This window comes from Vibrio sp. CB1-14 (assembly GCF_040412085.2).
Taxonomy (GTDB): Bacteria; Pseudomonadota; Gammaproteobacteria; order Enterobacterales; family Vibrionaceae; genus Vibrio; species Vibrio chaetopteri.
Window position 1 is genome coordinate 420770 of the sequence record NZ_CP115920.1, and the last position, 17383, is coordinate 438152.

The following is a 17383-nucleotide window of genomic DNA, read 5'->3' on the forward strand; positions in this document are numbered from 1 at the left end:
CAAGAGTAGTCATCATAAACCAGTCTATTTCACAACGGGATAGATTGGTTTAAGGATATTAATTGCGGGGCTAGATAGGCTGGCTTACACTATTGCTGAGCCTAATCATTAAGTTATAGTGTGATATATGTCACGCATTCGAACTTTCGAACTTCGGATAAAATGATTTTTATCAATTGGTTGTACTTTACAGCAAAATGCAACCGATTACACTGCTTGAAGCATCATTCAATTCGACTAGTCTCATATTAAGAGCTTTACGGACTCGCTATGATTTTGGCTAGAACAAGGATGAATATATGTGCTTATCAAGGTATTTTAGACGAGTAATCCTACTCATATCAATGACTTTACTCTCCGCAGCCCCTAACGCGGCGACTATTGTTGTTGAGCCAGGCTTTAACACACTTAGAGCGGCTGTTGCCAACGCTAGCGCAGGGGATGTCCTAGAACTCAGGGACGGTATTTATCCCTCCACAGCATCTGACTTAACTATTGATAAATCATTGACGATCAGAGCCATAAACCGTGCGGCTAATCCTATGGTTTATTTTGATTATAATGATGGATTGCTGATTTCAGGGAGTGAGACTGAGTTTATATTACAAGGTGTTAACCTTGGTAAGAATGATCGTCTCAACGATTTCAAAATTGAAGGGGATGTAGAGTCTGTTGCTTTGTTAGAGAATGCTATGACTAGAGTAGAAGCGTCTGTCGTTCAAGTTACTGATAGTGACAATAACATTGCGACGGTTGACCATCTTCTTGTCGTTGGGAACAGTGTCTTCAACGTTTTAGGTCATGGCAGTTTTTATAACTGGGGAGCTGAAAAGACACTACTTTTTGCTGGTAATAAATTGAACTATATCAACATTACATTTGCAAATTTTGGTGCTGAGCATAATGTGATTGGTAATGTGTTTACCATAACAGATTCACAAATTAACTTTCAAAGCACAGAGTACGCACGAATCATCGGTAATCAATTTATTCAAAACGTTTCAAAGAGTCTGGGGGGCAGTATTACAGGAGCTAGCATTGGTTATGTAGCAATGCTTTATGGGGCTGGTGAGTTTGTAAATAATATTATTAGACAGGGTCTCAACCCTTTTTCTGCCACGGGTACTCCAGGTAATTTTAGAACGCTATATCTTAATGGCGAATGGGAAGTCGTTAACAATGTATTTGAACAAAGTTATGATAGTTTGAATGAGGGTGTATCTACCTACCACGATAGCTTTGATATTAGCGGCTCTGGTTTGTTTAGCAATAATATTATCAAAGGGTTAATTCAACCCAATTTATTCGACTTTACAGACAGCCAGGCTCAAAATCATTTCCTTATCAGCCACAACTTGTGCTTTGAAACCAAACAAAACTGTCCTGAGGGCAATGGTAACCAAAGCGGTAAAGACCCGATGTTTTTAACTGATTACCAACTCGCGACAGGCTCTCCTGCGATTGATGCTGGTGTAGATTCAAATGTCTATCGAGATATTGACGGCTCTAGAGCAGACTTGGGCGCTTATGGTGGTGTTTATCCTATCGATCAGTTTACTAAGCAGTTGTCACCGGGCGTGACCTCTCCTTTCTTTTATCCATTATTTGAAGCTAACTCAAGCTTATCGAATACCGGAGCATTAACAGTAAAAGCGGTTGCCGTAGCTCGACAGCGCTAAAAAAGGAGGAATAAGCATGAGAAATTCTCTCTATGCAGGCCTCTCTTTGGCAATGACATTATTGACGTTTAGTCCAGATGTATTTGCAGCGGAGCTGCCGACGAAAGCACACTTATATTGGAATAGTGACACATTGGATGCAGCACAATCGGCAGAGTTAAGTACCGATAAGCCATGGGTTACTTATACGCAGACGGCCTTAACATCCTCGCTATCTCGTGGTGACAACACGTTACGAATAGCGATAGAGGACTCGGAAGGCGGTTTACAGAGTTTAACGTTTTCACTGACTATTCCCACATTGCCAAGCAATCAAACTGATGGTCAGTCCAATGCATTAGATTATGCGGAGCTGCGAAGAAGCAGCTCTTCAACTGTCGATACCTTGACACTTAAAGAAAGTGGCGGGGAGAGCTCAGGCGGCCAGGTTTGGGCTTATTTCCAAGGAGAAGCCGAGTTTGATGGATCTGTAGGGGAGGACGTAAACCTGTCGCTATTTGTCTATGATGCGTACAGCAATACGGTAACGACCCCTTTACAAAACACACTAAATATACCCAATTTTTCAGATCAGCCATTGGGTGGACTAGCGAATGTCATTACTAAAGCGTCATTAAATCGTTCATCTCGTACGCTAGCAAATAGTATTGAAGTTAAGGAAGCAAGCGGTCATTCGCAAGGTGTAGGGTATGTGTGGGCCGTGATGGTTGGTACTGGTACATTTACCAGTGCTGATATCGGTGATATTCAATTGACGCTGGATGCTAGCGATGCGTATAGCGATACACAGGCTGTCAACATGGCTTTGAGTATTGGAGCCGAAAGGTTGGCTGGTGCTCCAATAGTAACCTCGATGTCGGCAATGTTGAATGACCAAGAGCTGCCTATTGCTGATGCTAAGATCAATGGCCCTTTATATCAGGCGAACTTTACGACACAAAGAGTGCTAGCGAGTAGTAATTACACCACATTAGAGACATCAGATTCACTAGGCGCCTCGGCGCAGTATGCCCCCAGCTATTTTGCATTTTTTGATGGTGATACTGACTTTATCGATGATCGGTTCGATCCCGATTTAGACAATGACGGGTTAACAAACGAACAAGAACTGATAGCTGGGACGGATCAATATAAAGCGAATACCGATGGGGATGCATTGGATGACTATACCGAGATCTCGAATAAACTGAATCCGCTGGATCCTAACGACTTGGCACTAGATCCAGACAAAGATGGTCTTTCAAACTTAGAAGAGGTCAATTTAGGTACGGATATCGCTAATGCAGACTCGGATGGAGATGGTATTGCCGATGGTACTGAAACCCAATATGGCTTGAACCCAACAGATGGCGCTGACGGTTCGCAAGACTTAGACAAAGATGGTATTAGTAACGCAGAAGAAATTGCCAATGGCTATGATCCACTGAGTCGTGACTCGGATGGTGATGGCATCTTTGATAATCAAGAGCTAACTCTTGGGCTTGATCCGCTTGATGCCTCTGACGCCTCGAAAGACAATGATGGCGACGGTATAAGCAATTTGGATGAATTGTTAGCGGGAACCAATATTAATGCCGTTGATAGTGATGATGATGGTGTTTCAGATTTTCAAGAACTGGTTAATGGCACAGACCCGCTGGATCCGACTGATAGCGTAGTGGCTCAAATTAAACCTTACCTGTGGGCAGATATTAGTGGCGATGGAGCACAAGATATTGTGACGCTGAGCACCACGACATTACCGCAAATGGCATTGTCAATATTGGATGGCTCGAATTTAACGCCTATTAATACCACTAGTCTCGACTTTGGTTTTTCGCGAGTGGAGTTGTTAAAGCATGATGATTACAACCAAGACGGAATTGCTGATATCGCGTTGTTTGGCTTTATAGAAAGTCTTAATCGGTACTCTATGGTTATCGTCGACCCCTCTGACAATTTTAAAGTGCTGAAACGTTACAATTGGCCGGGGTCGTTAGCAAATGTCAAACCCTATCTACTCGCGGACTTAACTGGCGATGGGGTAGGAGAGGTGGCCATTGCTGGACAAAATAAGATGAATAAAACCAATCAACTTATTGTGAAGAATGGTCAATCAGCCGCCAGCTTACGAACTTATAAGTGGGTAAACAACTGGGATGACGTCATATTTATAACGTTAGAGGATAGAACCGGCGACAAGGTACCAGAAGTGGCAATGTTTGGTATCCACAAACGAACGAATAAAGCTCAGCTCTTCGTTTTGGATGGAGCCAGTGCAAGCAAATTGGAAGTGTATAACTGGAGCAATAAACTGGCGAATGGTACCTTAGTTCTGACTGATGATATTAACCAAGACGGCTATAAAGATATAGGTGTGTTTGCTCAGCGAAGTGATGACAATCGTTATCAATTATTTGTTAAGCATGGCGACACCAAAGCGGGGCGTGTGGCTTCTATTACTTGGCCGAGTAGCTTAACAGACGGGCGCATACAATTAGTACAAGATCAAACTTTTGATGGAGTTCAAGAAGTGGCGTTGTTCGGTTTATCAGGCAGTGGCGCTAATGCGCGCTATAAAGTCTGGATTAATGATGGAGCCAACAATGGGCGACAAGCAAATTTAGCTTGGCCGGATCGCTGGACCGATGCTTCTATTGAACAAGTCGCAGATTTGGATCAGGATAGTATCAAAGATATTGCGCTTCTTGGTTACAACAAAGATACCGGCGATTTTGAAGTATCGATTAAGTCATCCGTTAGTACAGCGCAGCTGATAACACTAACTTTGGGTAGTAATGTAAATAATGTTGTAATCCGGAATGCGGACTTAAACGGCGATAGGACTGAGGACCTGTTTATATCATGGGTAGATTCATCAACCAGCGTTTCAAACGTTATTGCGATCGATGGAAGTGATGTAAATAATCGATTATTTGAGCAACCTTTAAACTAGCCATATTTTTTCGTCTCATCTAAACGCCCTAGCACGTTAAGTGCTAGGGCGTTTTATTAAGTGATTACAGATCTAGTTAAGTGAGTGATGAACTTGCAAGGCTTTACCACTTTGTCCATCAATCACAAGGTACTCTAAGCTGTCGGTATCTAAGTGATAACCTTGAATGACGATATCATTTGCACCATCGCCATCGACATCCATAATCATGTGCTGTCTATCTCCTAGACGAGTATCAACCTTAACTTGACTTAACAGCTTACCAGTTGCACCGGACTTAGTAGAGAGTTCAAGTTGCTCTGTATTTCTGTTAATACCAATTAGAGTGATCTCTGGAGTGCCATCATCATCAACATCGTTCATTTCAACCACGGCAGGGTCATACCAATGGTTTGGCCAAGAAAGGTTTTGTAGCCTCTGGCTGTCTTGATAACTGTTGATGAACAGTTTGTAACGTTCTTGTCCATTCTGCTCAGAGAAGCCAAATAGACCAACTTCACTTAGGCCGTTAGCATCTCTATCTGCAATCGCTACTGTTGTAACCGAATCGGAGTTGAATTCGCTGCTCCATCGGACATTTCCAGCCATTCCGGATTTAGTATGACCTTTCTTTATTGCTAGTTGGTAACGGCCGTCGTCCTTGCGTTTAGCGAACAAAGCGATATCATCGATGCCATCAGCGTTGACATCAGGAATGATCTTGATTTCACCAGCCATCCAAACTGGGTTCCAGTTGTACACTTCCAGTTTGCTTGCCGTCGCTCCATCCAAAATGACCATTTGGTTTTTGTCTGCTCGCTTATGGTAACCAGAAAGGGCAATTTCAGGAACGGAGTCACCATTTCTATCTGGTAACGCCATAACCTGTGGATTGCTCCAGTTGTTCACCCACTTATAGGTCGTCATGGCCTTTCTTGACTCGCCGTCTCTCACAATAAGTTGGTTGGTCTTATTGAGCAGGTGCTGGCCAAAAATAGCGTATTCTGTCACTCCGTCCTTATTCAGATCTGGAACTACCACCAGTTCGGCGTTGCTCACTGTTGCTGGCCAGTTAAAGCGCTTGACCACCGTTAGTGAATTCTCCGGGTTCATCACAACCAATGAGTAACGATTCAATGACTCTATGTAGCCAAACAATCCGACTTGCTTAGCGTGGTTATCACTAAGGTCAATTAGTTGAATAGAAGAAGTAAAGCCCAATTCAAGTTGCTTGTCTGCAAGTACGCTTCCATCCAAAGCTTCTTTTAGTAATAGCTCAAGTGTTGGTAAGTTAGATTGGTTTAATACCAGTATCTCTGCACCACCATCACCATTGGTATCTTGCAACATAAGAAGTCTATGTGACTGAATTGGTTTAGTGGGTTCATTTGGTTCCTGTGGGTCAGTACCCGCTAAATATTCATTAAGGTTACTCACACCATCACCGTCGGCATCAAGCGTGGCATCATTAGCATCTAATGGGTCTAAGCCGTTATCAACCTCAAATTTGTCCGGTATGCCGTCCCCATCGGTATCGCTTGAGAGCGGGTTAGTACCAAGAAGGTATTCCTCTAGGTTAGTGAGACCATCGTTATCAGAATCAATGGTCGCATCACTGGCATCAAACGGGTTCAGGCCATAAAGAAGTTCCCAGACATCACTTACGCCATCACCGTCGGAATCGCTGGTCGTTGGGGTAAGTAGCATATTTTGAACTTCTAAAGGCACTTCATTTTTCAGCAGGCTTTCCATCACCAATGGAGAGGAAGATGCGCCGTTTTGCTCAAAAATTAGAGTAAACACGGAGCCGTCTGTGCCTAATGGTGAAGAGCCCGCCATTGCAATGGTCGCCTTGCCAGCAACATTTGTGTTCAATGTGGTAGCCCATGCTTGCGTTAATGCTGTGGTTTCCACTGCAATAAGAGTAGCTTGATCGGGGTTAAAGTTAATCTGGGCGTCAATGCCTTGCGCACCGCGGTTCAAATATAAGTCCACCGCGATATGGCCATTTTGCAACACCCGGCGGTTATACCACGAAGCATTCAGTCCAACCGACATTAACTGACTTTCCACATCGCTTGCACCATTACCGGATGGGTCACCTAATAAATAAGCAGTAAAGTTTTGCTCAGTTAAATTCGTGTTAACTTGCGCGTAATTATACTGAGCAGGAGAGAATTGCCACACGGCCTCTGCGGTGTTGAGTGGTAAGCTCGATAGCCCAGCTGCATAGGTGAGAACCGTGCTGGCCTCCATAGCAGTTACGATATTATCCCCATTTAGGTCGGCCGCCTGCAGGGCAAAGCCACTCAAGGTAGATTCACCAGAAATATGTGCGAGCATGAGTGCAGCATCGTAGGCGGTAATACCACCGAGTTGGTCTGACTTCATCGCTTTGATGTTATGACCCAAATCAGTGACAGGCCCAACCGAATAAAGACCTGAATTGGCGGATTGCGCTGTAATCGTGCCATCATCTAAAGCCACCGTGACTCTTGGCAGAGTCACGCCCATCCAGGTTGTGGTTTTACCAGAGATCATATAGCCATCGATAATGGTCAATTGACCATTATAGGAGTCGGTAGCGATAGCGCCGCCATTGAGCTGTGCAGCGCTGATTGTTACTTCAGAGTTGCTTGTTTCTTTGGCAATAACGGTAAATTCAAGAATAACTAACTCTCCATCACCATCGACAGCGTTGTCTTGAGAGGTTGCGCCAGTCAAAGTAACAGTATTGTTGTTCTGGTGGGTGCTGACAGACCAGCCTGAAATCATGCTGCCTTTTCTTATACCTTCAAATCTAAGTTTTGACGAGTCAAAGCCGACATCAAGATCTAAAGCGATGAGGCCGTTAACGTTAGAAGCTCGCACCGGAACTTCAAAGAACTGCCCTTGAGTTACGCTCAAATCAGCGATACCGATAGAAGTATCACCAGAGAGGTAAGTAAAGCCCCCTGCGAGTCGTCCCATTTTCTCGTCTGCATTGGTGACAAAAATATCAAAGGTGCCCGCGATGTGTGCCGTAGTGGTACATTGAAGTTCATAACTGCTGATAAAGGTAGGTGAAGAGCAAATAGCCTCACCAACTTTAATACTCGCCCCTTCTTTAAAATTAGAGCCAGAAAGCGTCAGCAGGGTGCCGCCTTTCGCACTGCCGACTTTTGGTGTCACTAGGCTTACAACCGGACTATCGACCACTGTAATGACATTTGGTGTCGCGCTACGGCCGTAAAAACTGCTGCTATAACCGTCATTTGCTTCAATATAATATTCCACACCTGGCGCTTGTACGGCTGATTGAACAATCGTCGCTCGGTAGTTATTTCCTTGATTATTCAGCATTACCGAACTTTGATATTGATTGTCGCCGATAGTGCGGTAATACAAGGTCACGGTATCGACAGCAATATTGTCTGTGACGGTTGCCTGCACCAGAATATTGGCACCAAACCCACTCGCGGTGATTGGGGTGTGTTGAATCACGGGTTTAACCGTATCAATAGGTGTTGCAGAAGCAATGTTCGAGCCTTCAGACTCCCCTTCGGCAGAAACGACTTTAAATTGGTAATAGTACTTTTTGCCAGGTTCAACGTTCTCATCACGGTAAGCCAAAGTGCCACTTTCAATCAATGATTGGTGAATACGTTGATACTGACCATCCTCTTCCGTTGAACGGTAAAGGTTGTAGCCGTATAAAGTTTCAAAGTCGTCTTGAGACCAGCTTAAATTAACAAAACCTTCGCCTGCATTGGCTTGTAGAGTTAATGCCTCTAGCCCGCTGGCACTCACACCAAAGCGGAATCGAGCGTAATCTTTACCCGTTTTTAGCCAAGCGTTATCGGCAGCAACTGCATCTTGAATACGAACGTACTGATAGCCGTCGGAAGCAACGTGAGAAACTCGTGCTTGCCCTTCCCAAGTTCTGGCATCAACCCAATCTCCCGCAACTGAAAAGTCGGTATACGGGTAGTCGGGTCCAAAGAAGGCTTTAGGTTGAGTGTTGGTATCCATGTTTCGGTTGAAAGTGACGCGCCATGTCATCACCTCAGGACCGAATTCTGTTTTCACATTGCCGTCTGCATCCAGCATTTGCACATCGACAACAAATGGATAAGCGGATTCTGGAGCAGTTTCAAGAATAGGGTAGACTTTCGCTTTGTTTAGATTAAAGTCATCGCTGTAGTCAATTACCGCAGTATCGATTAGGAACTCGCTGGTGGTGCCCCAGTAGTTGCCACTCCAGTCTTCTTCTATTGGGTCTCCGTTTTTCTCAGATGTATGGATCTGCAACCAATGATCGGGTTTTGGATCCCAATAGCGATTGAGAAAAGCATTATTTTTGAACTCCTGAAATCCCTCTCTGAAAGGACTAAAAAGAACGGATGTTTTTCTGCCATTGTTAGGCGTTTTTTTGAGGTTTCCTAAGAAAGTATTATGGCTACCTATAGGCAAATTCCCATAAGATAAGCTGTAACCTATGTATGAGTTTTGTATAGCACTGTTTTCAATTAAGCTCGAATTGATGATAGCGGGAAGTTGGGCATTTCCCCATGTTTGTTTATCTAAACCATCAATGTAATCAGGTATGTAACCTAAGTCCTTAAAGCGGCTGGTGCTCACTGTCATTCCATTAAATTTAGGCGTTAATGCATGCTGCCAATTGCCGTCACGGAATTCATAATAAAAATAGTCACCTTCATACAAGGAATCAAACTCTGCATTATCTACTTCAATATAGATCGGGCACTCAAATGTACTCGTGTGAATCATACAGTCTTCGAGTTTTGTGTAATTATTTGATATCTTAATATGTGAAAGCTTTATTGCTTCGCTTTTATCAGCATTTAGTAGAACCATCCGATCCGGAAACAAATCTGAAGGTGCCATCACAACTGGATTTTCAACACTTCCCTCAGCAATTAAAGAGCCTTCTACTTGTAGGTACGCATTTCTAAACTGAGCGTAGGTATCGTCAGGTTGGCTTCCCCAAAACTGAACGTGAACTCCTTCACCAAGCTTTAGGGTGGTGTCTTTGGCAACAAGAACCGGTTTATCAATGATATAAAGTGCCTGGTCACTTAAGGTAATCACACCATCCACAACGCCATCGGTATCAAGTAAGCCGCCATCGCTGCCAGGAGCATCAGAATCTAAAATCGAAGGTAGGTGGATTCCCCTGTTTACCTGAATTTGGAAAACAGAACTAGATTGATAATTGGTTGTATCTTGATTGTCTAGACCGTTTTGCGAGTTTATGTAGACCTTAAAGTTAATAATATGATTGTTAGGCGTGTTGTCAGCCACCTTAAAGGTGAAAGGTTGACTAACACCAGTAACCACACCATCTTCATCATAAATTAGGCCATTATCGTCATTACCAAAGGTACCGACAGACTCGTAGTTGACCGTATCCGTCACCCAGGTAATATACGGATCTGCCCCTACCGCGCCATTATCCTCAGCCGATAGCGTCACAGTTGTATTATCAGATTGTCCCCATTGGTTACGAATCACCACTGCTAAATCAATGGTTTCACCCGCATCAATGTGACCATTACTGTTGCCCTTACCTTGGAACCCTTGAACGTCGTTACCGCCATCCCATAAGTAGTGCTCTAGGTAATTTAAGCTTGGCTTAGGGGTGTTGACCAATGCTGCTAAGGCGTCCGCAGAGTGGGACATAGTTGGTGGTTTTTTAGGATCATAAGTGACGCCCTGTAATTTAGGGCCTGTTGCGCCAAGTTGTCCCATAATAAAACGAGAGGAATGAATCGCTTTGTCATTAAAGCGTGTTCGTAGCAGAGCGGCAATACCAGAGACTACCGGTGCAGCCATGGAAGTTCCATCCCATGCAGCGTAGCCATTTTGAGGTAAGGTCGAGTAGATATCGACGCCCGGTGCCATTAACTCATATTCCACACTGTCTTTTGCGATGCAGTCAAAGCTAGAAAAGCGAGCGAGGTTATCGCCATTTATGGCAGGTGCTGGCATTTGCGCTTGTACGCCCAGCACCCAAGGGTAGGCTGCTGGATAGTTTCTGGAGTAGGGAATACCACAAAGCGGATCATTTGGCTTACCGTCATTACCTGCTGCCGCAATCAGTACCGAAGAAGAAAAAGCCACGGCTAGGGCGTCCTCTTCCGCTTGCGAGTACCCTTGGCCACCAAATGACATGTTAATCACATCCGCACCGTGTGCTGCTGCGTACTCAATGGCTTCTGCAATATCCGTAGAGGTTAAAATGCCACTGTATTGCGCTGCTTTTACCGCCATGATTTTGACATTAGGCGCAATGCCTACTCCGCCAAGGTGGTTGTCTTTTTTAGCGGCAATAATGCCAGCGACATGAGTGCCGTGCCCGTGGTCGTCACTAGGGTCGCCGTTATGATCCCACTGACTACCAACAAAAGAAGCACCATGCACATCGTCGATAATCCCGTTATTATCATTGTCGATGCCGTCATTTGGAATTTCGCCATGATTCACCCACATATTGATAGCAAGATCTTCATGGTTGTAATCGACACCACTATCAATAACGGCAACCACGGTATCCCGGCTACCGTGCTGGTCGTAACCATTGTCTTTTAGCCACTGCCACGCCTCCGGAGTATTTGTGGCATTTAGGTGCCACTGCTGAGCAACATCTGGGTCGCTTGAGTTTACTGCATCACTCAGCTGTTGTGCGGTTGTAATAGATTGACTTAACAAGCTTGGGTTATTGGTGACGGTTCGAACTTGCGGCTCTTCAATCACATCAATTGTTGGGTCTGCGCGTAATTGTTTCACCACGTCTTCATAATCGACGTTGGTGGAGACTTTCACCTTCTGCCATAAGGGTAATTGCGCTTTCGCTTTGGCGAGTTGCTGCTGGGCGGGGGTTGCCATTCGCATAGGGGCAACAGTCGCGACTGGTGTCTCAAATAGTGGCTCAACGTGAATACCAGCAATCTTACTACTGAGTGGCGAAGACAGTGCTGAGTGACTTTGCGCACTAAATTGGCTCATCATTTGAACCTGACGTTGTGGCTTGAGCTTGACTAGTAGCTCATTTTGCTCACAGCCTGTACCTTTACAGCGGATCACTTTTGCTTCTTCAAGCGAGATATTGTTGATATGAACATCACTAGAATACGGCCCACGGAAGGTTTTTTGTTTTAAAAGAACCTCGGGGTTAGGAAGGCTGGTGGTTTCAGTCGCATTAATATTCTGACTGTCGATATCACTTGCCCCTGCAATAAAAGCAGCAAAGACACTGGCAGCGATAAAATGCCGAGCAGCATGTTTCATTGGAATATCCTATTTAGATTAGCTTCTCAATCCATTGAGGAGTGACAATTTTGCTTTGGAAATTAAAAATACGTTTTTGGGCAGGATATCTCATTCGGCTTATGCAGAAAGTGATGCGAAAGGAATTTTTATATTGCCATGGTCAAGAATTCAGTGGATTTATTAATTAACACAACACATTAAGTTGCTGGGTGAATTGTTGCTTTCGTGGTATTTGCAGCTTGAATGGCAAGGGTGTTGTTAAGTAATTAATTGATTATGCAATCCGAGTCACATTGTCGTTATCAAAACAAGGTCGCGCAATAAAATGATCGTATAATTTTTGAACAATTTTGGGTTGTCGTATCATCAAGGAAGAACATTATGAAGAAGAGCAGACGCTTATTTGATCATAGATATTTCGTGTTACTGCTTATTTTCACTTTCATTGCGCTGCTGTCGAGTCAAGTTAATGCTCAGCAATCTGCTTATTGGGAGCTTAAAAGCAATGAGACTGCCGACTATCTATTTAACGATTGGGTCACCCTCGACAATCCGATACGGGATAACACCACCAGTGATTCCTTTGGCTCAGATATCGCCTTTCAAGGGGATTGGCTATTGGTAGGAGACCCTGATTCAAATGAAGCGGGACAAGTCTTTATTTACAACCTGAGCAGTGGAGAGCCCCAGCTTGAGACTGTGCTTCAGCCAAGTGATGGAGAAATGGGTGATAAGTTTGGCTACTATGTGACTGCCCAAGACGATGTCATTGCGGTCTTCAGTGCTTGTGGTAGTAAACACTATGGAGGTTGCGTCTACCTTTACACTAAGCAAGCGGACAACAGCTACCGAGAGCAGCGACTTCAAGGTACAGGGTCTTTTGGGAGTCGTTGGGACTTTGGGCGCTCAGTGGCTATTCAAGGAAGTAAGGTAGCTATTGGTGCTCCCTATGCCGGAACCGAGACAGATAAGGCTGTAATCGAACATGGGAAGGTCTTTGTATACGAGGCAGATGTTAGCGGTCACTATGCGCTAAAACAGACAATATTACCCAACCTGTTAGAGGATAAACTTCGCTTTGGAGCATCCTTATCTTTTAGCCAAGATGGCTTGCTGATTGGCTCACCGGGTGCAGAGACATATGGGCGACTCTCAGGGGATATTTATTTTTTTACTAGAAACAGCGATGGTATCTTCGAAGAGCGTGATTCTGAAGGCCAACTAGATTTCTCAAATTATAAGCTATATCGCTATGGCGAAAATGTTAAGTCGCGCGAAGGTAGCGTTTACTCCACAGGTGTCACGAGTTCGGAGATCAACCGACGCATCGATGATATAGTCGCATTAACTCACAAGAATATCCCCTCCGTGAGTCTTATATCCACCGCCTTTGTTGACTTTGTAAATCCTACTATCTCAGTAAGCAATGCCTTCACCGTGGCTAATGAAAACACATTAATTGCACTTTCTACAGGCGAGTCAGAAACCTTTCCGCCTTACTACAATTGTTGGGTCAACGCCTGTGGAGACCACCTTTACATTCATGAGATTACGCATGACAAAGGGGAAAAAATACAGGAACGTCGATTCCGATTAGGCGGAGAACAATTCTATCGGTCGGCAAACGTGTCTGCATCTGAGGGTAAGGTACTGACCAATAATAGTGGCGATATTCTTGCTTTGAGTGTCACCGACTTTGGGCTGATTAACTTCGATGGATCTGACATAGAGGGTGAATCGAAGTACACAGGAAGAGTGTTTCTCTACCGCCGAGGCAAGACACTGAGTAATAACGACTACCTCTCTTTTTCATTGAGTGAAAATACGCAGCTTCCGCACTACCTAAAACCCTATTATGAAAAACAGACACAGGGCTCAATAACATTAACGGGTGAAGATGCACGTTTCTTCACGGTGGATGCTAATGGCAAGATTGAGTTTAAATCTTCCCCTGACTTTGAGAACCCGCTAGATTCCAATGGTGACAACACTTATCGATTGTCGGCAATCGTAGTTTCCGCCGATCAGGCTGCGTCTTCTACCGTTCACCTTTTTATCGACGTTAACGAGGTGCCGGACAATGATCTCGATGGTCTAGAAGATAATTTAGATCTTGATGACGATAATGATGGCGTCCCCGATCTTGTTGAAATAGCGCAGGGAACGGATGAAAAGGATATAAACAGCTATCTCGATACCGACAAAGATACGGTGCCGGACTTCTTTGAAGATGGTACGTACGGCAATAATAGACTTGCCCCCGATGCCATAGACTCAGATTCTGATGGAGTGAGTGACTATATTGAGGCATTTAGTGGTGTTAATGACAAACCAGTATGGTCTTATGTAGAAGATAACGCCTTGAATCGCGGCCAAGCGTTACGCCAAGTATTGAGTCATCAGACCTTTGACGACAGATTTTCTCAAACGGGAGAGATCACGAAAGATTCGGGATTGATCTATGTACCAGATCCTGCTTATAACGTGGTACACGTCTATGATAGCGAGGTGCTGCCATATGAAAAAATTGCAACGCTTCGTCCTTCAGACTTAGCTTGGGATGATGACGCGGATATTGACTTTGGAAGCTCGATAGCGAGTGACAATGGCACCATAGTCGTCGGCGCCTACTCAGACTCTGAAAATGGCACCAGTGCAGGGGCCATCTATATATACAACCACTTGGGAGGCGGGCAATACAGCGAGACCAAACTTCTCGCTACGGATGGAGGAAGTGAAGACTTTTTTGGCCGCTCTGTGGATATTGACAATGGCGTGATTGTTGTCGGCGCCAACTATTGTGCGATTGAAGGGCAAAGAGTTGGCTGCGCGTATGTTTATACTCCAAACAGCACAGGAACTGGCTACAGTGAAACCAAGCTAATAGGAAGCGGAGCGACCGCTTATGCTGGTTTTGGCTTTAATGTTGCCATCGATAAACAGACCATAGTCGTAAGCGCTGCCGCAGATGACAGCGTTTATGAAGACTCGGGAAGTGTGTATGTTTATACCATGCAGGATGATGGACGTATCAGTGAGCAAAAACTCATCCCGAACGACCCTGAATATCGCGGTGATTTTGGGTCGGATGTGGATGTTTCTGAAGGCGTAATAGTGGTTGGGCTGAGAGAAGACAGGAACCTAAATACGATAATCAGTGGCGGCAATATCGGGAAAGTGTACGTTTATAAAAAAGGAAGCGACAGCCAGTATCACCAAACCAATACTCTTTATGAGAATAATCTTAAAACCTTCACTATGGACTCTATGTTTGGCGCTCAGGTAAAAATCGACAATGGGGTTATTTACTCCGGTTTTTATCAAGACGACCATCAAGCCTTAAATGTGAAAGGGATCTATCGATTCTATTTAACCGACCTAGGTGGCTACCAAAGAGAGCAGCTCTCCATAACCACGCCGGATGATTATATTAGAGTACAAAATCATAAACTCACCGGGTTTTATGCCGATGCAACCTCCGTTTATATGGCCGCTGACTATCAATTTGTCATTGCTGATAATGGCAATACCTCAACAATCGATCCCTTTGGTACGATCACTGAATTTAGATTAGACAGCCAAATCTCAGCAGAGCAGGCAGTGTCGATAACTCTTGAAGAGCACAATACGCTCACGTCACTCTTCAACGCCTTTGACCCTGATGGTGATGACCTAACGGTGTCTTTGGCGGGTAAAGATGCCGAGCATTTCACTTATCACGCAGGATTACTGCAATTTACTCACCAACCTGTAGTTGCTGATCCTCAAGACTTTGGCAAAGACAATACCTATGATTTATCGTTATCGGTCACCGATGGCGAGCTAACGAGCACGATAAACATAGCCGTAACCGTAATAGAAAACTGGGATGTAGACGGTGACGGGATAGATAATTACTCCGATAACGATAATGATAACGATGGTGTAATAGATGCTAACGATCCATTTCCACTGGATCCGAATGAATGGGCAGATACCGATGGCGATGGAATAGGGAACAATACCGATGTTGATGATGATAACGACGGCATCAATGACCAGTTAGAGCAGCAATATGGGCTAAACCCGCTTGATCCAGATGATGCGCTCAGTGATTTAGATTCGGATGGTATTTCTAACTTAGAGGAGATTGTTGTTGGGACCGACCCTCGACTCGCAGACACTGATGGCGATGGCGTCTCTGACTACGATGAAATTGTCAATAGAACAGATCCGTTAGATCCAAGCGATAGCGCCCAATCCGCCATCAAATATTGGGTTTGGCAAGATATCAACGGTGACTACGCCGCAGAAATGATCGCGTTAAAATCCGATGACTTACCGCGAGTGAAGGTTGATATATTAGCGGTTCCAGCCATGAACAGCGTGGTAAGCAAAACCTTAGACATGGATCTTCTCTGGGCTGAGTTACACAGCGTTGGGGATTTGAATGGCGATGGTGTAGATGAAGTTGGAGTGTTTGGTTTTATCGAATCCGAAAACCGATACTCATTAGTCGCTTTGGACACGACCAATCAATTAACCCTTGTTCGACGTTTCAATTGGCCAGCTTCTGTTGCTAAGGGGCAACTAAAAAACCTCCCGGATCTTAACGGAGACGGAGTAAGTGAACTTGCCTTGTTCGGCCAGCACAAACTCAACAAGACCAATCAATTGCTTGTCAAAGATGGCTTAACCGGACAGTCTATTCGCACATTTAAGTGGGTGAACAATTGGAACCAGTTAGATATTGTGACCTTGGGCGACAGAAATGACGATGGAGCGCCAGAGATAGCGCTGTTTGGTATCCATAAGCGAACCGAAAAAGGGCAACTGTTTGTCTTGGATGGTCAGTCAGGCTCTAAACAAGAGGTGTACAACTGGAGTAAAACGCTCGCCAATGGCGCGCTGTTTCGTCCTGGAGACGTAAACAGTGATGGTAATGACGATATTGGGCTCTTCTCTCAACGCACAGACGACAACCGGTATCAGCTTTTTGTGAAACACGGCGATACAAAAGCAGGACGAGCGGCCTCTATTACGTGGCCCAACACCATAGAGAATGGACAGATCTTTTCTGTTGCAGATAGGACGTTTGATGGTGTTAATGAGGTAGGCTTATTCGGTTTGTCTGGCAGTGGTGATAATGCTCGCTATAAAGTGTGGATCAATAGCGGTGCAGACAACCAGCGCATTACTAACCTAACATGGCCAAACCATTGGCATGATGTAGTGGTAAGGCAAGTGGGGGACTATGACCAAGACGGAGTTCGTGATATTGGGTTGTTTGGTTATAACAGGCTCACGGGTGACTACGAGATATCGGTTAAGTCTGCAAGCAGTCGCTTAGAGCTAGGCGTAGTGACGTTAGGGCAAGAGGTAGAACAACTTACGGTCGAATTTACCGATACAAACGGTGATGGCAGGGATGATATGGCACTCGCTTGGCAAGATGGTGTTACTCAGAAGCGAAACTTGGTTGTGATTGAGGCAGCAACGTTGGCTTTAATGCTCGTGAATGTCGCGCTGTAGGGGAGAA

The 17383-nt window shown here is 44.7% G+C and carries 4 protein-coding genes; 3 read left to right on the plus strand and 1 reads right to left on the minus strand.

Annotation, left to right across the window (positions count from 1 at the left end; translation table 11 throughout):
• Nucleotides 1–344 precede the first annotated feature (344 nt).
• On the plus strand, nucleotides 345–1679 hold the full coding sequence (locus PG915_RS01970; protein WP_353497654.1) for a hypothetical protein: 1335 nt from the start codon (nucleotides 345–347) through the stop codon (nucleotides 1677–1679).
• Nucleotides 1680–1695: 16 nt separating this feature from the next.
• Nucleotides 1696–4614, plus strand: a complete 2919-nt coding sequence (locus tag PG915_RS01975) for a hypothetical protein (protein WP_353497655.1) — start codon at nucleotides 1696–1698, stop codon at nucleotides 4612–4614.
• A 72-nt stretch (nucleotides 4615–4686) separates the two neighbouring features.
• Here the strand turns inward: PG915_RS01975 and PG915_RS01980 are convergent, their stop codons facing one another.
• On the minus strand, nucleotides 4687–11883 hold the full coding sequence (locus PG915_RS01980; RefSeq protein WP_353497656.1) for a S8 family serine peptidase: 7197 nt from the start codon (nucleotides 11881–11883) through the stop codon (nucleotides 4687–4689).
• 363 nt (nucleotides 11884–12246) lie between these two features.
• On the opposite strand from PG915_RS01980, the gene PG915_RS01985 reads away from it, so the two are divergent.
• Nucleotides 12247–17376, plus strand: a complete 5130-nt coding sequence (locus tag PG915_RS01985) for an FG-GAP repeat protein (protein ID WP_353497657.1) — start codon at nucleotides 12247–12249, stop codon at nucleotides 17374–17376.
• Nucleotides 17377–17383 lie beyond the last annotated feature (7 nt).